This window comes from Bacteroides nordii (assembly GCF_019930665.1).
GTDB lineage: Bacteria > Bacteroidota > Bacteroidia > Bacteroidales > Bacteroidaceae > Bacteroides > Bacteroides nordii.
Map to the genome: position 1 here is coordinate 5,603,507 of NZ_CP082886.1, position 19,400 is coordinate 5,622,906.

Below are 19,400 nucleotides of genomic sequence, written 5' to 3' on the forward strand. Positions count from 1 at the left end.
AATCATTTTTACGAATGAAATATAATCGCATTTTCTTTTTGTCTTTTCTCATTGCAGCTTTCGTTGCTTGTTCCTCTGCACCAGAAGAGGTTATAGTAACTCTTCGGCAAGCGGAGCAGTGTATGGAAGTATACCCTGATAGTGCATTAAATCTATTAAGGAAAATATCTTGTCCCGATAAGTTGTCAGGTCAGGAACGTGCAGATTATGTGTTGTTACTGACTCAAGCACGCGATAAGAATTATATGGATATGTCTGCTGACTCTTCTATTACTTTTGCTATCGATTATTTCAAGAAGAAAAAGGATAAAAGTAAATATGGTAAAGCATTGTATTATTATGGACGTGTACTTCAAGGAAAACGGGAAACCACGCGGGCTATGAAAGTCTATTGGGAAGCCCGGCGAGTTTTGAAAGAGACGAAAGAGCATAAGATAATGGGATTGATGCTTGCAGATATGTCGTTTTTTTATCGCGATCAATCACTTTATGATGAAGCTATTCACTGCTGCCACCAAGCCATTTCCTATTATTATCAGGCGAAAGACACATTGGGCGTGGCCTACGCCTATCAGACAATGGGAACTTCTTTTTTCTTAAAGCAAGAGATGGATAGTGTCTACCAGTGTGTTATGACAAGTTTACAATTACTTACGAATAATCCTGTCCGGTTAAAAATCAATGGTTCCAAGATATTGGGAAAGATGTATTGTTTTGAAAAGCAATATTTAAAGGCTGAAAAGGTTTTTCTGAGGATTCTCGATGAAGAGCCTGATAAAGATATGTTTGTGCTTCATTATATGTCATTAGGACGTTTGTATCAGATGATGGGGCGAAAACAAGATGCAGAGAAGTACTTGAAACTTTGTTTGGATAGTGATAATCTATTCACCAGTTCTGAAGCTTATGAATGCTTAGCAAAATTGGCTAAAGCTGATCATGATTATGAGCAAGCTCTCATTTTGAAAGGACGATCGGACTCCTTATTATATATAGCTGAAAATGATAGAAAACGAGAAGCGTTGGTACAGCTTCAGGCTAAATACCAAAAGGAAGAATTTGAAACCGAAGTGTTACGGGGTAAATTAGAGAAGAGGGTCTTACATATTATTTATCTGATTGTTGTGATTTTGTTTTCTGGGATAGTATATTTTTTCTATGCAAGATATGGGCGTGCAAAATTAGAAGTTATACAAACCAGAAAGGTTATTGAAAAAAATAATAAGCAAATAGCCTCTTATCAGAATGAAATCGGAGCGTATAAACAACAGAAGAATGAAACAAGTGTACAGTGTAAGGTAGAAGAGTTGTCCCGAAAAATGAAAGTATTGATCACAGAAAATGAGAAATTGCGTAGTAAAATTGATGTTAGTACATTGATTAAGATGCTAAAGAGTGGGGAGGTACTTGTAGAAAAACTAACTCCTGAAGAGTGGGATAAAATATTTGATTTAGTGAATTGTCTTTATAGCAACTCTCTGATCAAGTTGAAGAGAGAATGTAGTCAATTAACAAAGCATGATATTAAACTTTTAACATTTCTGTTTTTAGGATTTACTACAAGAGAATTGAAGATTCTCTTTGATAGTAAAGATAATCATACGATATTTAAAGCTAAGATGCGTTTAAAGGAGCGTTTAAAGTTAGCAAAAGATGAATCTGTAGAAGATTTTTTGCACAAATGTCAGAGTGATAAACTCAAATAGTCCACTTATTTTAAGTTGTTTGATATCTATTTTATTGATTTGTAGATATATATATGCTGAAATTTAGTCCATGCCTTATTTTTTGTTCATTGAACCCAATGTTCTACTTTTGTGTAACAGAAACATAAAAACAACAGAAAATGAAAGCACGGATTGTCCTACTATTGTTAGTTTGTCTTAGTTGTACAGTTGTTGCACATGAGAATGGCGATGATTTTATTTCGCCATGGGGGCAAATTTCTTTTACTGGTCATTGGAAAGGTGATGATAGTGAAGATAAAGGTCATCGTTCCATGCCTTTTATACCTGTAACTGCATCTCTTGAAAATTCTATTATTTCTCTCGAGTTTCAGGAATTTGCAGGTGATGTCTCGATAACTATTTCCAAAGCTAATCAGGTTGTATATTCTCATTCTCTTCTGATTAATAATCCTAAGAAATATAGTATTTCTGTTGAGGATTACTTTCCTGGAGTCTATTTGTTAGAACTAACAAATTCGTATGGAGGATATATTTACGGTGTGTTTGAAGTAAAATAAATAGCTCCTATTTTGATTACAATAAAAAATGATTTCTGCTAATACTTGACGCGATGAAAAAATATTTATTGATTTTAGTCAGCCTTTTGACTCTGCAAGGCATAGGTTTAGTGATGGCTCAACAAGATACAATTCTTGTATTTGAAGGACGTCTGGATACTTCTCCTGTAAGTGCGCAGACAATAAAACCTTGTTTATTACGTACAGAACGCTTGAGTAGTGATTTTGGAGGAGTTATTGAAGTGCAGTTCGGAGGTGGAATGAGTGAGGAAATGCAATGTTGCATAAGGGCTGCCGCACAACTGTGGGAGGAGAAACTATATATTCCTAAAAAGATAATTCTAAGGTTTGAGAGAGAAAGGATGGGAGTGGAAGCTGCTGATTTTGCTGCTCAGGTAAAATACACTTTATTGTCGGGGACCAATGAGGCATATCCTCAAAGTTATTTTATAAATTTCTTAATTGATGGAAAGCGGACTGGAGAGGAAGATGCCATAATTCAAATCAATGATGATGTAGATTGGGATTATAGTTTTAGTGGAGAAGTTACGAATAAGAAAAATCTGACAACGGCAATGTTGCGCGCTATTGCTATGTCGTTGGGATTTGGATCTTCTGTTGTTAATAACTCTACAAAAGGAATTGTTTTTTTTACGAGAAAATATTTCTCTCCCTTTGATAATTTGGTTGTTAATTCTAATAATGTACGTTTAAATGAGATGCCCAATAATGGACGTACGAGCCAGGAGCTTATTTCGTTTGTAAAAGGTGATAATGTCTATTATAAAACTCCTGATAATAATAATTTAAAATTATATGCTTCACCTGAGTTTCAAGGTTATAATTATTTGAGCTATTTTGATACGGAAGGTGATTTGATGTCATATGATGTGCGAATCGGAGATAAAAATCAACAAATAGATGAAAAGACATTAGAAGTTCTTAAAACGATTGGTTGGAGAGAACCGGAAAATAGTCTGAAAATTATAGCAGCAAATATAGATGCTACAGGAATGGCTTCTGCTTTTCAAAGTTATGGCTTTCATGCAGAAACAACTTCCGGAAATATTACAGATTATTCGTGGAAGTATGAATTGCTGAACAATGAGATGATGTTTGATTCTATTAAAGTAGGAAAATCTTCAGAATTTAGTATAGATAAAGTCGATGATTTAACAAAATATTATAGAAATATTAATGGTGATATTAAAGGTAGGATAAGTTTGAGTGCTACAGTTAATGGGACGAAAATGTTTAAAGTGTTTTATGTTTACCTTGCTACTAAACCAACTTTTATATCGGTGAAAGTGGATGCTATAACTCCAATTCCTGGATCAAAGTTTTATAATCTTGATTTAACAGTTATCTATACTGGAGCAGATTATCTTTATGTGGAAAAATCTGAAGAGTATAGTGATATAGTTGATACTCATTTTTTTTATATTCCGTATATCGTCCATCTTCGTTTTGAATACATTTATATGATAGGAACGTCTTGGGTTGATTTGAGGATAAGTAATAAAATAGGAAAAGCATATTATACTGTTGAAATTCCAAGTCAATTGAATTTAATGAATAATTCTACTCAGATAAGAAATCCTATAGCTAACTCAAATATTGTATATATGGAAGTACGAGATATACAAGGGAGAATTATTCTTCAAACAAAAGACTATGAGGATGTTAATCATTTATCGAAAGGGATATATATCATGATGATTACATATGCAGATGGAGAGGTAGTAACTAAAAAGATATATCGATGAGAATACTTTCTGTTTTAACGTTGGCTTTTGTTTGTTCTCTTAATATCTATGCCCAAACTGATTATGCCCTTTCAGGTACAGTGGTAAAGTTGGATAATGTATCTTTGGATAAATACGGTGCTTTATTACTTGATGATAGTTGTGCTTTTCATGTAGTGGATAAGTTCGGGGAGAATATAGTTCCTGATGTTTGTAAATGGAGCTTTGGTGTTGAAGCACAGCAAGGAAATTATGTAATTATAAAGAACGCTACTTCTATAGATTATGGAATTATTATAGATTCGTCGGCATATGAATATTCTGGACCTGAATATAAAAGATATACTGTAGAGAATGATAGCTCTGTTTATTTTCAAGGGAAAATAACTTTTGAGGGGGAATATCAGGGACGAAAGATACAACTTGATAAGATCTTTTATATAAATGTGCTTCCTTCTGTACCTAAAATAAAAGTACTGGATATTACTTGGAGTGATTATGATGAACAATGGAATATTTATGAAGATGGGTATATAACAATACAGATTAATTCCTGTAGAACTAAGTATGTATATATAGTTGAGCAAGATGCTTCTTTTACGGGGAATATGTTGTCCTCTTATTTTGAGCCTAATATTGACGCTGAGAAGGGAGTGGGGCTTCTGGAGTTTTATGATGGAGATCGCTGTTTTAGATTTTGGGCAGTTAACTATAGTGGAATGGTTGAATGCAAAGATACTTTGTGGAATTCCAAAGTAGCTACATCCATTCCGACTATTAAAATGGAGAATGTACCATTTTATCCAAATCCAGCAAAGGATATATTATACGTACAAGAGGGTATGGATGCTATCTTCCCTGTATCTATCTATGATTCTAAAGGACGACTTGTAAAATATGTTGGGATGCCAATGAGGAATATTGATGTTTCAAATCTGGTGGAAGGTATTTATTTTGTTTCATATAAAGACAATTACTCTAAAAAGAGGTTAACATTCAAAATGGTAAAAAATAGATGATGTATTAATTATAAAAAACATGGATTATGAATAGACTATTACTATTATTTTTTGTGTTTGGATTAGCAACCCTTTCTTATGCACAAGAAGATGAGATTGAGTCAATTAGCTTTGGTGCTGATTTTTTTCGTAAGGAAACTTTTCCTAAACCAATAGTACGTGAAGTTGTAGGTGGAACGGTTATTCAAGTTCAGTATGAAGGTGAAGAATGGGAACAAAACTTGGAAAGAAAAAGTGCTTTTGAATACGCTTGTCGGCTTTTAGAGGAGCAAATGCCTACTGTATTGCCGCTTAAAATAATGGCTAAATTTGGTAAATTGAGAGGAAATAATGTGATAGCTAAAACGGCTCTTCGTACTGATACTTGTAATATGTCTCCAGGTGGTGCTGCTCTTCTTGAACGAGTTGTAAAACCTACAATAAAGTATAGATTTAGAGATAATGGGCTTGATGGAATTAAAATTTCATTGGATTATTTTGATGAACCTGATGGAATAATAACTTTTAGTGATAATGATATTTTTTCTTATTCTTTAGACTCTGTAGAAGAAGATAAATATGATTTTGTAACGATTGTATTACGTGAAATTTGTAAAACATTCGGTTTTTATTTTGGTCCTCATGGTGATAATACAAATAAAATTCTTGATTTTAAAAAACAAACCCTTCTTTTATATGATGAAAAAGTATTGTCGCCAGATTTTGATATCTTTTCACAAGAATATAATCCGATAAGTGCATATAATCGCGCTACTTCAGGTAATGCAATCATCGAATATTCTTACGGAGACTCATATGGCTTGTATTCTCCCTCTATATTTGAGAATGGACGTTCTTTGTCTTTTTTCAAAGCTGATGAAGCAAATACTGAAACACGATTGATGCAACCGGATTTACCGCGAGGAACTTCTATACGTAATATTGGTAAATGGTTTAGACCTTTTCTGAAAGCTATGGGTTGGTATACTGATATTGCTGTTGGAGGAGGTGGAGGTGGGCAAGGAAATATAGCCTCTACATCTACGGATGAAGTAGAAGAGTATGGCAAGCAATTGTCTTTTACAATAAACGCAAATAAGGGTGTGAACCAGGTTCCTATTCGCAATTCTATAAGATCAAATTATGTAGATCAATCATCTAATGAAGATGTTTATAATTACATAAGTCAATTTCGGAATTATCCGGAACTAAATATAGAACTTAACCACCCACTGTTAGGATGGAGTTTGTCCATTTTACGAAAGGATGGGACATGGGATTTATTAAAAAAGGAATATCGTATGATACCTGAGTTAGAGTTCTCTACTTCTGAAATAGATCCGGTGAAAGCATTGGACTATATTCGATCAAGTGATGGTCATTTACGCTGTAAGTTGCTTCATATTGACATAGACTATTATTTTCCTGGGCAGGCTATTCCCGGTGCTTCTACGTTTGCTCGTTATTTCCTTTTGGACTATCTTCCTCAGAAGCCTCAGTTGGCATTCTCTAAAGTAATGCCACAAACCAGAGCTTCGGATGATGAATATTATGCTGATGTGAAAATTGCATTTCAGAATGTGGAGGGGACTGAAAGTATCTTGGTAGAACAGTTGGAAGAAGGATCTCCAGTGCCATTTACTTTCTATGTTGAGGATATAAGAGCTGGCTATTTCATTGCATCGGTTGATAAAGAGTATAGTACAACTTTTAGATTGCGTGCGATGAACAAGAATGGAGAAACTATTAGTGAACAATTGCTTGTGTCCCCATTAGTGCCGGCAACGTATACTTTAAGCTCACGCGTAGATAAAAATGTTATATCTTTAGAACTGAGAAATAGCCGTAAGAGAAATATCAATAAGTTGATAACAGATTATAAAGTCTTGGATTTGAATTCCTCGATGATAGTACAAGAAGGTAAAGTTCTTGATAATAATATTGATATTAACTCATTAGGTAAAGGTGTTTACGGCTTGCAGGTTGCAGACGAAGATGGTAAATCCTATAATACGAAATTCATAAAATAAGTTCTTATAAAGTTCTTGAGGGAGGATTTATATGAACGGAGAGTCATTGGGAGAAGAATATTCTTTTCAGTGACTCTTTAATTATAAATGTTTTCAATCAATGTATTAAATGTTTGCAGATGCCATTTTAGACAGAATAGTACATACGGCTGTATGTCTTGAGTTAAAAAGGTGAAAGAATGAGAAAAACTACTATTTTTGTGATACATGGAAGATGATGACAAAAAGTGAATGGATGTGGGGGGATCGACCGTTTTTTTCCAGTACTAAATTTTTAAAAGAGGAAATAGTGTATGAAAGCACGAATTATCATGCTGCTGTTAGTTAATCTTAGTTGCACTCTCTTTGCGCAAAAGAACGATACAGAATCTTTGCCGATTAATAGCCAGCTTTCAGAGATGTCGCCTACTGGAAGAGAGATTCAAGAACAATCGGGCTTGAAGATTGTATGTGAAAGAATTGAAGAGGATGGATTTGCTTCTGCTTATGAAAGTTATAACTTTAGCATTGAGAATAACACGAATCATTCTATTAGTGAGCCGCAGTGGACTTATACTTTGCCTTTGAAAAGTGGTGGAGAGACCATCATTGCTACATCCCAAAATGATATATTTACGATCCCTATAGTTGAGAGTAAAGATCTCTATGATATAGATGCAGATCATTGCATTAGTGGGCGGATCGTATTTAGTTGTATCATTGATGGGGAAGAGTCTGTAGCTTCATATAATATAATGTTGGATTTGAAACCTCACATTATATCTTATAGTGAAATCATAAAAACGGTAAATGAAACGAATACTGCATACAGTATTGATTTTACGGTTCGCTATGTAGGTTCTGATTTTTTGAGAGTTGGAGTTAGAGAAGAATATTCGCCTTCTTTGATAATGCAAACGATTGAAGAACCCCTTGTTGCCCATGTGTACCGAAGTAGTATTAATGCTTTTAATTATGCATGGGTTTGGCTTCATGTTTACAATGAGTATGGCGAAGATGAGATTACTATAACGTTGAAGAACTTGATAGGTGATTCTGATATAACAGGGGTACAAACAATACATAGCGATTTTGTAAATGCTTCTGTCATAAAAATATATACGAAAGAAGGAAAATATATGATGCAGATAACCAATTGGGATGATTTGAAAGAACTTAATCAAGAGATTTATATACTTCAGCTATGCAATAAAGAGGGTATTCCTTTTAAGACTATCAAGTATCTGAAAGGGTAGTGAGGTGAATCTGTTTGTAAGTTTGTGTTTATATCAGTTGGGTAGTCGGATATTTAATCATAGCTTAAGGTCTTTGTAATCATAAGGTTGGGGGGAATGCCTGATAAACTTGCTGGTGTTTAATTATTATGATATAATTCTAAAATTCAAATAACTAAATTTAAAAAGGAAAGTGTATGAAAGCACGAATTATCATGCTGCTGTTAATTAGTCTTAGTTGTACTCTCTTTGCGCAAAAGAACGATACAGAATCTTTGCCGATTAATAGCCAGCTTTCAGAGATGTCGCCTACTGGAAGAGAGATTCAAGAACAATCGGGCTTGAAGATTGTATGTGGAAGAATTGAAGAGGATGGATTTGCTTCTGCTTATGAAAGTTATAACTTTAGCATTGAAAATAACACGGATCATTTTATTAGTGAGCCGCAGTGGACTTATACTTTGCCTTTGAAAGGTGGTGGAGAGACCATCATTGCTACATCCCAAAATGATATATTTACGATCCCTATAGTTGAGAGTAAAGATCTCTATGATATAGATGCAGATCATTGCATTAGTGGGAAGATTGTATTTAGTTGTTTCATTGATGGGGAAGAGTCAGTAGCTTCATATAATATAATGTTGGATTTGAAACCTCACATTATATCTTATAGTGAAATCATAAAAACGGTAAATGAAACGAATACTGCATACAGCATTGATTTTACGGTTCGCTATGTTGGTTCTGATTTTTTGGAAGTTGGAGTTAGAGAGGAATATTCACCTTTCTTGGAAATACAAACGATTGAAGAACCCCTTGTTGCCCATGTGTGCCGAAGTGGTATTAATACATTTGATTGTGCATGGGTTTGGCTTCATGTTTACAATGAGTATGGCGAAGATGAGGTTATTATAACCTTGGAGAGTGATATAACAGGGATACAAACAATACATAGCGATTTTGTAAATGCTTCTGTTATAAACATATATACGAAAGAAGGAAAATATATGATGCAAATAACCAATTGGGATGATTTGAAAGAACTTAATCAAGAGATTTATATACTTCAGCTATGCAATAAAGAGGGTATTCCTTTTAAGACTATCAAGTATCTGAAAGGGCAGTGAGGTGAGTATGTTGGTAGGTCTGTGAATCTGTAATTATGATAAACTGTGTGTATGGATTTCAAATATATGATAATGAAGGTTTTAGGCTGTTAATAACTTTAGAATAACCTGTTGATAACGTTGTTGATAACTTTGCGAATTAATAATTAAGTACGGTGATGTCTTTATAGATTTATTGTATTTTTCGATGGTAAAGTGGTTTATATACCAAACGGGAATTATTCAGGATTTAGGATAATTCCCGTTACATTTTGACTACATGATTACGTTTTTAGAATTTATATCCGTAACCCAACATGATTACTACGTTATCATCTTTGGCAAACATAAATTTGGCTTCGGCATTCAAATAACTGTGTTCGGAAAGTGGAAGAGTGATTCCTCCTCCCAGATTGAAAGCAAATTTAGTAGAGTTGCTTCGATCTATTTCAATCTCTTTCCCTTTTATTTCAACATTGTTTTTTTATAAAAATTGTTTTGCATACCGATGCCGGCAAGGGGATAAACGGAAAACTCCTGGCCATCTTCTTTAAAGTTAAATACATAGTGGAAATTTGCGTTTACATCTAATCCGGTGACTTTATCCTTAGGAAAGAAAAAGGTTACATCTGGTGCAAGCCGATCTTATGATTATGAAGTCAGATTGATCTGGGATTATTCAAGTGATTGTCCTTGTGGCTGTATATTTTCTTCCATTGTTTTACAAGCACCGTTAAAGAGTGCTTTCGGTTCTATTTCTAACTTGCAAGTGTAAATATCTCCTTTCATTGAACATCCTGATTTCAACACTAATTCTTCTTCCGTATGTATATCTCCTTTCAGGATACCATGTAATATTGCAGAAACAGAGGTTACATTTCCTATGATTGTTCCTTGTGGACCCAATATCATGGTTTTATGACAGGAAACATTTCCTTCTATAGTACCATCTACTCTTAAACTTCCTTCTACATCAACTGTGCCTTTTATAACTGTTCCCATAGCTATAGTTGTCAGTTTCAGGGGCTCAGACTGTATCTGGGAATTTTTTTCATCTTTCTTTTTTCCAAACATGACGATTTTATATTAATGTTTATGCTATATATTGTTTATTTGCTTAAATATCGAATGATATTGCAAAAATAGTAAAATAATAAATATTAATATTATTTTTATTTGGAATGTGTAGGGATATATTGAAGAGCATTTATGTTTGGATTGATAATATCTCAATTGGAAAAGATTTTTAGCCCTTTTAAAATTACCAGGTATTTGAAAGGGCGGTGGTATGAATCTGTTTGTGGGTTTGTGAATATGTAATTATGATAAATGATGTGTGAAGAATTCAATTGTTTGATAATAAGGATATTAACTTGTTGATAACTTTAGCGTCTACCTGTTGATAACATTGTTCATAACTTTGTGGATAAAGAATGGGGTAGGGAGAAAAAAGAAAGATTCTCTTGTTTGGAGGTGCAAAGATAACGGTTATTTTTGAATTTCCTATAATTGAGTTTAAATAAAAAGAGTACTCCTTTCATCACGAATGGAGTACCCTTGAGTTGTGTGTTTTTTATAAGAGTAGAATTTATTTCTTTCGGGTTATTGTATGAAGTACGTTCCCCTTTTTATCGATCATACGCAGGTTGAATTCTTTTTTATCAATAGAACAGACAGAAAAACCTGGTTCCGGACTACAGAACAGTGTTCCTTCGATCGGTTTTACTTTACGTGCCAGTGAGCCGGCTGAATTGACAACGTAGTCAATATCGCTTCCTGATACGCGGATATGCTGGAAGTTATGAATGTGTCCGCAGATATACATATCTACATGATGTTTTCTCAGGATGGGATCCAGATATTTCTGCAGGTCGTCTCGTTCACTGGTATCTTTGGGAGTTTCGGCGTAGATAGGATGGTGTCCTACTACAACTACCCAGTCTTCTTTGGCTGCGGTCAGTACTGAGTCTACCCAGGCGAGCTGTTTTTCTCTGTTTTGCTTGCAGGCATCCGGATAAGTCTCTTTTTCATTGCGGTATTTATTAATGATGGGGGTAGTATCCAACCAAACGACGCGGACGGTTGTACCTTCTTCATTGAATACCTTGGTGTAGTAGCGGGCAGGCATGGACCAGCGGCGGCTTATATTACTATAGTCAAGTACGGCTTGGGTATTACCGCGATATTCATGATTTCCCAATACAGGAAACCAGTCGATCATTAACTCCGGATGCGAGTAGATTAATTCGTAATTTGTCATCCATAGAGGGTCATTGACGCTGCGTACACCTTCGAAATGGTGAATATCTCCGGTGGCAACTACGAACTCAGGACCGATTTCTTCTGCCATTGTTCCCATTAGTTCGGCAATTGGCTTTTGGTCATAATATCCGTTTCGTCCCAGATCGTTGGCAATATAGAAATTGAATTTTTTATCGAAGATGGAATAGTCGCTCTTTTGTGCATATCCTATTGTACAGATTGTGATAAACAGAAGAACGAGAAGGCTTTTTGTTTTCATTTTATAAATTGTTTCTTATTGATTATTAATAGATACTTGCTTTGCGTCTTTTTATAGAGATTTAGAAATTGATTTTGACTCCTGCATTTACCTTTACACCATAATGTTCTGATTGCATGGTGCGTTCTGATATTCCCTGGTAATAACGCAGAGGTTGGTTTAGCAGATTGTTAGCCTCGGCATAAAAGGTCGTCCGAAGCTTTTTACCAAAAGTATAACTGGCGTTTACATCCATGTAGTTTACTTTGTCATAATAACGGTCGTAGAAAGCGCTTTCACCCATTTCATCAATAAAATCGGATGCGAAATTGTAAGATAAGCGTACGTTGAGTCCTCCTTTTTCAAAGTAGAGAGATGCATTGGCTGTATGTTCCGGTGATCCGGGCAGTTTCAGGTCTTTTTCGTTTTCACGTCCGGTGAAGTTGAAGTTGTTCACCTTGCTATGTGTATAGGTATAGGTTCCGTAGAATCCAACACACTTTAAGGCGGGAGCGATGAAACCGAAATCCCGTTGGTAGCCTACTTCTACACCCAATAAATTGGCATCTCCTGCATTGCGGGGTTGCATGAATTTATCATAAGAATTGCCTTCATACTCATATCCTCTGACTGTTTGGGTTACGATGAAGTCATTGATGTCTTTGTAATATATACCAATACTGACAAGTCCTACACTTTTGAAATAATAATCTGCACTCAGATCGAAGTTAAACGAAGTGGTCGGTTTTAATTCCGGGTTACCAAGTGTCAATTCGTTGTCTTTGTTGTTGATATTTACATTCGGTATCAATGCTGAGTATTTAGGGCGTGAAAGTGTTTCAGTGAATGAACCGCGAATCTTGAAATCTTCACTGACGTTGTACTTCAATAAGACGGAAGGTAAAACGTTCAGGTAGCTGTCTTTTACATCCGGGGTAACAGTCAATGATTCCGGATCGCCATCGTCGTTCAGTGTCAGTTTGCGCCCGTTGTATTTCAAGTGGGTATTTTCAAGACGCAGACCTACCATTGCACTAAGTTTTTTACCGAAGTTCTGGTCGAAACGAAGGTAGCCGGCAGTAACTGTTTCACGTGCTTTGTATTCGCCTGCCAACTCTTCCGGATTTTCTGTTTTATTAAACAGGCTGCTGTTGTTCAGGTCGAGCCCTCCCACATATTCTTTGCTGATAAATGTCCCTGCTTTGTATTTTTCCCCGGGCATATATCCATTTCTGTTTTGTTCGCTGGTATTGGAAAAACTATTTGAATTAAAAGCCTTTTCGTCCACTGGCTCATAATCATAAAACTCCAGATCTTTGTCTTTACTCTTGTCTACTACTTTGGCTCCGAATCGCAACTGATTACTATAGAATCCTTTCACTAATGGTAGTTTGAAATTCATTGAAAACTTAAGATCTTTCTCTACAATATCTTCCTGTTGCTCTGTAAGTTCTTGTAGGGAGAAATTATTATTAAGTATAAGCGTCGATCCGGCTTGTGCTGAAGCATAGGGTCTTCTTATATCGCTCAGGTCTATGTCGAAATTCTGTTTCTTTAGTTCATATCCCAGGTAACGTTCGTTGGGACGCTCTTCCGAGGCACGGGCATAAGAGGCATTCCAGTCCATGGATAACTTGCCGAAAAGATGTTCGCCACCGAGAGTGAAGTCCATCGTACGCTGACGCTCGAGGCGGGCATTACGGTTGTTTGGACTTCCAGCCTTTGTCTGTAGGCGTACAGAGGCCTTGTTGTCGGCAACTGCGCCTTCTTTCTTCTTATTAACGTCTTTGTTCAAGTCTTTCAGAGTAAGGCGATACCGGTTTTCCCAGTCATTGCGATTGTTGAATATTCCTTTGAAGAATAATTTATGATTTGCGTTTATATCCCAGTCGAATGCTGCCGAGTAACTTTGGCGCTCACGGGTTACGTAGTATTGGCGAATCTGGTAATCAGTCAGGCAGATTGTTCCTTTTGAATCTGTATCCCAAACAAATTCTACATCATCAGATCCTGAGGGAGCATTTTGATAGGAAGCAGAAAGCATAATACCCAGTTTATCGTTGAAAAAACGATCACCATAGGTGAAGCCCAGGTTAAGTTGGGCTTTTTCACTGATCCAGTTGTAACCGCTTCCGGCAGTAGCAGTGATTGTACGTTTGTAAGGAGAATTCTTGGTAACCAGGTTGATCGATCCGCCAATGGCATCTCCATCCATATCCGGGGTTACTACTTTATTTACTTCAATGGTTTGTATCATATCCGCCGGGATAAGGTCTAACTGTACATTACGTGTATCGCCTTCGGCGGAAGGAATACGATTACCATTGATCGTGACCGAGCTTAAATCAGCAGAGGTTCCGCGAACTTGTCCGAAACGAGCTTCGCCCTGATCATATTGTACATTAATACCTGAGATACGTTTAAGTGCATCTCCGATGTTTGAGTCGGGGAATTTCCCCACCTGATCGGCAGAAACAACGTTGGTGATACCCAGGCTGTTTTTTTGTGAGTTAATAGCCCGGCGTTGTCCTTGAAAAGCGCCTCCTACTACTACCTCTTGTAGCTCTAATCCTTCGTTGAGTACAACATCTTTTTCCAAAGTCTTTCCGGCAGGAATCGTAATTTTCATCTCTACCGGTGAGTAGCCGACGTAACTGATTTTTATGGTGTAGGTACCTGGATTCAGATTGGAAAATGTGTAATATCCATTGACGTCACTTGTTACTCCCGTACGTAAGTTTTCAATATAGATAGATGCTCCGGGGAGTGTTTGTTTGGAAGCATCGATGATTCGTCCGCGGATTGTTCCTTGCTTGACTACATTTACTTTCTCTTCGGCGAAAGTATTGTTGCTCATGTTTAAAAATAAGAGAATCAATGAGACTAATTTAACGAGTCGTTTCATATTTGTTAGTATGCGTTAATAATATGCCGCAAAAGTAGGGGGATCATATTTCATTTTCTTTGCTGGATATTGAAGATGCAGTAACAAATATGTTTCGTTTGTGTGTCGGTACTATTTGAAGCTGGTTGTTTATATATTGTGAATTAATAATTATGAAAAGTATACGATATGATGCTAATTAGTTGTTTGTGAGTTTGTTGCATTGTTGTCGGCTTTATAGTATACCTGTTGATAACTTTGTTAATAACGTATCGCTGAGGTTTTCAACTCTATTGAATTAACGATACGGATGTGGAAGTAGAAAAGGAAAAATGAAACTTTGGAGAAGCCAGGCATTGTAGCGTCTTTTGAAATATCTATATTTGCAGATAAGTTGAAACTAAAGAAACTACTGATAATAACATAATTTAAAAAAACAGAATCAGATGAAACAGGACATGATTGTTATCCTTGACTTAGGTAGTCATGAGAATACGGTATTGGCTCGCGCTATCCGTGCATTAGGAGTGTATAGTGAGATTTATCCTCACGACATCACAGTAGAAGAACTGAAAGCATTACCCAACGTAAAGGGGATTATTATCAATGGCGGACCGAACAATGTGATTGACGGTGTTGCTATTGACGTAAATCCGGATATCTATACAATGGGAATTCCCGTTATGGCTGCCGGTCATGACAAAGCGACTTGCGCAGTGAAACTGGTAGAATTTACAGACGATATTGAAGCTATTAAGGCTGCTGTAAAATCTTTCGTTTTCGATACTTGCAAGGCTGAAGCTAACTGGAATATGACGAACTTCGTCAATGATCAGATAGAGTTGATTAAGCGTCAGGTAGGCAACAAGAAAGTGTTACTGGCTTTGTCGGGGGGAGTTGACAGTTCTGTGGTGGCTGCTTTGCTTCTGAAAGCAATCGGGGATAACTTGGTATGTGTGCACGTGAATCATGGGTTGATGCGTAAGGGTGAATCTGAAGATGTGGTTGAAGTATTCAGTAATCAGTTGAAGGCGAATCTTATTTATGTAGATGTTACAGATCGTTTTCTTGATAAACTGGCAGGCGTAGAAGATCCTGAGCAAAAACGTAAGATTATCGGCGGTGAGTTTATCCGTGTGTTTGAAGAGGAAGCACGTAAGCTGGACGGTATCGATTTCTTAGGTCAGGGTACTATTTATCCGGATATTGTGGAAAGCGGAACGAAGACTGCTAAAATGGTGAAGTCTCATCATAATGTAGGCGGTCTGCCCGAAGACCTTAAATTCGAACTTGTAGAACCTTTGCGTCAACTGTTCAAGGATGAAGTTCGTGCCTGTGGCCTGGAATTGGGCTTGCCTTATGAAATGGTATATCGCCAACCTTTTCCCGGCCCCGGTTTAGGTGTACGTTGTTTGGGTGCTATCACACGCGATCGTTTGGAAGCCGTACGTGAGTCCGACGCTATTTTGCGTGAGGAATTCCAAATTGCCGGATTGGATAAGAAGGTATGGCAATACTTTACAGTAGTGCCCGATTTCAAATCTGTCGGTGTACGTGATAATGCCCGTTCTTTTGATTGGCCAGTTATTATTCGTGCTGTCAATACAGTGGATGCCATGACAGCTACTATCGAACCGATTGATTGGCCTATTCTGATGAAAATAACAGACCGTATTCTGAAAGAAGTGAAGAATGTAAATCGTGTTTGTTATGATATGTCGCCGAAACCCAATGCGACCATAGAATGGGAATAAAAGAATAAAATTGAATCTTCCCCCGAAAGTTAGATAAATAGCTTTCGGGGATATTTTTTATATAACTACCGGTGTGAGGTTAATTTATTGTATATAAGAAAATTATCTTGTTGGTAACTTTATAGTATACCTGTTGATAACCTTGTTAATAACTTTGTGGATTAATAATGAAAAAGGAAGGGCTTATAGTAAAATGAAAAAACGCCCAGAGGTGGAAGCCCTCCAAACGTCTTATCTGTAAGTCTTTCGACTTAGTAGCGGGACCCGGGATTGAACCGGGGACCTCATGATTATGAATCATGCGCTCTAACCAGCTGAGCTATCCCGCCATCATTTCTCGATTGCGGGTGCAAAGATAGATACTTTTTTTAAAACTCCAAAACATTTGTCGTTTTTTTCTGTTTTTTCTATTAGAAACCCATGTGTAATCTGCGATAAATAGATACATTGGGACTGAGAAATGAAAGCATAAAGAAATAAAGTGTTTGATTTATACTGTGTAATTAGAAAAAAGTATTTATCTTGGCACACACAAATTAAGTAAATGTAACTATGAAAAGAGAGAAAATTCGTTTAGAATATCTTCTGAATGCGACCTCTAAAAATATTCTTTGGTCGGCAATCAGCACACCGACCGGTCTGGAGGACTGGTTTGCGGACAAAGTTGTATCAAATGATAAAATTGTGGAGTTTCATTGGGGAAAAACAGAACAACGAGACGCTGAAATTATAGCTATACGTGCTTATTCTTTTATACGTTTCCGCTGGCTGGATGACGAGAACGAGCGGGATTATTTTGAGATAAAAATGAATTATAATGAACTTACAGGAGATTTTGTGTTGGAGATCGTTGATTTTGCCGAACCTGATGAGGTAGATGATATGAAGGAACTGTGGGAGTCTCAGGTAAATAAATTGAGAAGAACTTGTGGTTTTTAGTTAACTTTCAACTAAAAACTTTCTGCACTCCTTTTTTTGTGCTAATTTTGCATCTCAATCGTACGAAACGAATAGTAAGATGCTACGCATAAAAAAATTAGATATATTTATTGTAAAGAGTTTTTTGTTACTCTTTGTCGGCACATTCTTCATCTGTCTCTTCATCTTCATGATGCAGTTCCTGTGGAGATATGTAGATGAGCTTGTCGGAAAAGGGTTGGAGATGAGTGTGATGGCTCAGTTCTTCTTCTATTCGGCATTGACTTTGGTGCCTTTGTCGCTTCCACTGGCCGTACTATTGGCATCACTTATTACTTTCGGAAATTTTGGAGAACGTTATGAATTGCTCGCCATGAAAGCGGCGGGCATTTCTTTGCTTAAGATTATGCGTCCTCTTATTATACTTGTCTGTATTATTTGCGGTATTTCCTTTTATTTTCAGAATGTTATTGGTCCTATTGCCCAGGGAAAGTTGGGAACGTTGTTGATTTCGATGAAACAGAAGTCACCGGAACTGGATATTCCGGAGGGTGTCTTCTATTCGGAAATTCCCGATTATAATCTTAAAGTAGGTAAGAAGGATCGTAAAACCGGTATGTTGTATGATGTGTTGATCTATAATTTTAAAGACGGAGCAGAGAATGCACATATCATTTATGCGGATTCGGGACGTATGGAAATGACTGCCGACAAGCAACATCTACACCTGCATCTTTATAGTGGAGAACTGTTTGAAAATCTGAAGAGTCAGAATGTAAAGGCACAAAACGTACCTTATCGGCGTGAATCTTTCCGGGAAAAACATACGATTATTGAATTTGATTCGGATTTTAATATGGCCGATGCAAGTATCATGAGTAATCAGGCGACCACCAAAAGTATGCAGACGTTGCAGGCTTCTATTGACTCCATGAAATATGTGGGCGACAGTATCGGGCGACAGTATTATAAGGAAGCTATCGGTGGCGTTTACAGTCGGCCGACGGGGCTTTCCAGAGAGGATACACTTAAAATAGAAAGGGCCAATATGAGCTTATACAATGTGGACAGTCTCTTTGAAGCTGCTACTTTGATGCAGAAGCAAAAAATCCTTTCTTCGGCTACCAGCCGTGCTGAAAGCTTGCAGGGAGATTACAGCTTTAAGACCTACACGATGGATGGGAATGATTACCAGATACGCAGACACAGGACCGAATGGCATAAGAAGATCACAATTTCTCTCTCCTGCCTGCTGTTCTTTTTCATTGGTGCACCCCTTGGAGGTATTATTCGTAAAGGTGGGCTGGGTATGCCTGTCATTGTATCCGTATTGGTGTTTATTATTTATTATGTGATAGATAATAGCGGGTTCAAGATGGCACGTGACGGGAAGTGGGTTGTATGGATGGGGATGTGGCTCAGTTCCTCTATTTTGGCTCCGCTTGGGGCTTTTCTTACCTACAAATCCAATAATGACTCTGTTGTGCTGAATGGCGATGCTTACGTTGCGTGGTTCAAGCGTATTGTGGGAATTCGCAGCGTACGGCACTTATTCAAGAAGGAGGTGATCATTCACGACCCGGATTATACGCGGATTTCATCTGAGTTGACAGCTCTTACGGCAGAGTGTCGTACTTATATAAGTAAGCGTCAGTTGAAAAAGGCACCTAATTATTTTAAGCTTTGGATGACTACTGGTGACGATGATGATATAAAAGTTATCAATGAACACCTTGAAACGTTGGTTGAAGAATTATCAAATTCTAAGTCCTTCACTTTGTTGACCGCTTTGAATAACTATCCGGTGATACCTGTAACGGCGCACGTACGTCCGTTCCACGTTTATTGGTTGAATCTGTTGGCAGGAATCATTGTTCCGATAGGATTGTTTTTCTACTTCCGTATCTGGATTTTCCGTATACGCCTTGCCCGGGATATAGAACGGATTATAAAGAACAATGAAAGTGTTCAGTTTATAATTAATGAGAATAATAATTTATAGCATG

At 36.9% G+C, this 19,400-nt stretch carries 13 protein-coding genes, 1 tRNA gene and 1 pseudogene; 10 read left to right on the forward strand and 5 right to left on the reverse strand.

What is annotated here, in order from left to right; translation table 11 throughout:
* Nucleotides 1-14 precede the first annotated feature (14 nt).
* The 7 genes from K8P02_RS21490 to K8P02_RS21520 all read left to right on the forward strand — a co-directional run bounded on the left by K8P02_RS21490 (nucleotide 15) and on the right by K8P02_RS21520 (nucleotide 9,359).
* A complete protein-coding gene (locus K8P02_RS21490) occupies nucleotides 15-1,706 on the forward strand; it encodes a tetratricopeptide repeat protein (RefSeq protein ID WP_025866813.1) in 1,692 nt (563 codons plus the stop codon).
* Between the two features lie 140 nt (nucleotides 1,707-1,846).
* A complete protein-coding gene (locus K8P02_RS21495; RefSeq protein WP_025866814.1) occupies nucleotides 1,847-2,245 on the forward strand; it encodes a DUF3244 domain-containing protein in 399 nt (132 codons plus the stop codon).
* A gap of 53 nt (nucleotides 2,246-2,298) precedes the next feature.
* On the forward strand, nucleotides 2,299-4,011 hold the full coding sequence (locus tag K8P02_RS21500) for a T9SS type A sorting domain-containing protein (RefSeq protein WP_195348871.1): 1,713 nt from the start codon (nucleotides 2,299-2,301) through the stop codon (nucleotides 4,009-4,011).
* Nucleotides 4,008-5,009: a T9SS type A sorting domain-containing protein gene (locus tag K8P02_RS21505; RefSeq protein ID WP_025866815.1), complete on the forward strand. Its 1,002-nt coding sequence runs from the start codon at nucleotides 4,008-4,010 to the stop codon at nucleotides 5,007-5,009. The genes K8P02_RS21500 and K8P02_RS21505 overlap by 4 nt, the downstream gene beginning before the upstream one ends.
* A 26-nt stretch (nucleotides 5,010-5,035) precedes the next feature.
* Nucleotides 5,036-7,018 (forward strand): hypothetical protein, encoded by a 1,983-nt coding sequence (locus tag K8P02_RS21510; RefSeq protein ID WP_025866816.1) that lies wholly within the window; start codon nucleotides 5,036-5,038, stop codon nucleotides 7,016-7,018.
* Nucleotides 7,019-7,311: 293 nt separating this feature from the next.
* Nucleotides 7,312-8,253, forward strand: coding sequence for a hypothetical protein (locus K8P02_RS21515; RefSeq protein WP_025866817.1), 942 nt, complete (start codon nucleotides 7,312-7,314; stop codon nucleotides 8,251-8,253).
* A 176-nt stretch (nucleotides 8,254-8,429) separates the two neighbouring features.
* Nucleotides 8,430-9,359, forward strand: a complete 930-nt coding sequence (locus K8P02_RS21520; RefSeq protein ID WP_025866818.1) for a hypothetical protein — start codon at nucleotides 8,430-8,432, stop codon at nucleotides 9,357-9,359.
* 271 nt (nucleotides 9,360-9,630) lie between these two features.
* On the opposite strand, the pseudogene K8P02_RS21525 reads toward K8P02_RS21520, so the two are convergent.
* The 4 genes and pseudogenes from K8P02_RS21525 to K8P02_RS21540 form a co-directional block, all read right to left on the reverse strand.
* A pseudogene (locus tag K8P02_RS21525) lies at nucleotides 9,631-9,980 on the reverse strand (outer membrane beta-barrel protein); the annotation flags it as partial.
* A gap of 33 nt (nucleotides 9,981-10,013) precedes the next feature.
* On the reverse strand, nucleotides 10,014-10,412 hold the full coding sequence (locus K8P02_RS21530) for a bactofilin family protein (protein WP_025866819.1): 399 nt from the start codon (nucleotides 10,410-10,412) through the stop codon (nucleotides 10,014-10,016).
* A gap of 514 nt (nucleotides 10,413-10,926) precedes the next feature.
* Nucleotides 10,927-11,859 (reverse strand): metallophosphoesterase, encoded by a 933-nt coding sequence (locus K8P02_RS21535; RefSeq protein WP_025866820.1) that lies wholly within the window; start codon nucleotides 11,857-11,859, stop codon nucleotides 10,927-10,929.
* Between the two features lie 61 nt (nucleotides 11,860-11,920).
* Nucleotides 11,921-14,743, reverse strand: coding sequence for a TonB-dependent receptor (locus K8P02_RS21540; RefSeq protein WP_223381816.1), 2,823 nt, complete (start codon nucleotides 14,741-14,743; stop codon nucleotides 11,921-11,923).
* Between the two features lie 425 nt (nucleotides 14,744-15,168).
* On the opposite strand from K8P02_RS21540, the gene guaA reads away from it, so the two are divergent.
* Nucleotides 15,169-16,476 (forward strand): glutamine-hydrolyzing GMP synthase, encoded by a 1,308-nt coding sequence (gene guaA, locus K8P02_RS21545; protein WP_002559153.1) that lies wholly within the window; start codon nucleotides 15,169-15,171, stop codon nucleotides 16,474-16,476.
* Between the two features lie 255 nt (nucleotides 16,477-16,731).
* On the opposite strand, the gene K8P02_RS21550 is transcribed toward guaA, so the two are convergent.
* Nucleotides 16,732-16,805 (reverse strand) — tRNA-Met (locus tag K8P02_RS21550).
* Between the two features lie 223 nt (nucleotides 16,806-17,028).
* On the opposite strand from K8P02_RS21550, the gene K8P02_RS21555 reads away from it, so the two are divergent.
* A complete protein-coding gene (locus K8P02_RS21555) occupies nucleotides 17,029-17,415 on the forward strand; it encodes an START-like domain-containing protein (protein ID WP_002559154.1) in 387 nt (128 codons plus the stop codon).
* Between the two features lie 79 nt (nucleotides 17,416-17,494).
* On the forward strand, nucleotides 17,495-19,396 hold the full coding sequence (locus tag K8P02_RS21560) for an LptF/LptG family permease (protein ID WP_002559155.1): 1,902 nt from the start codon (nucleotides 17,495-17,497) through the stop codon (nucleotides 19,394-19,396).
* Nucleotides 19,397-19,400: the final 4 nt, after the last annotated feature.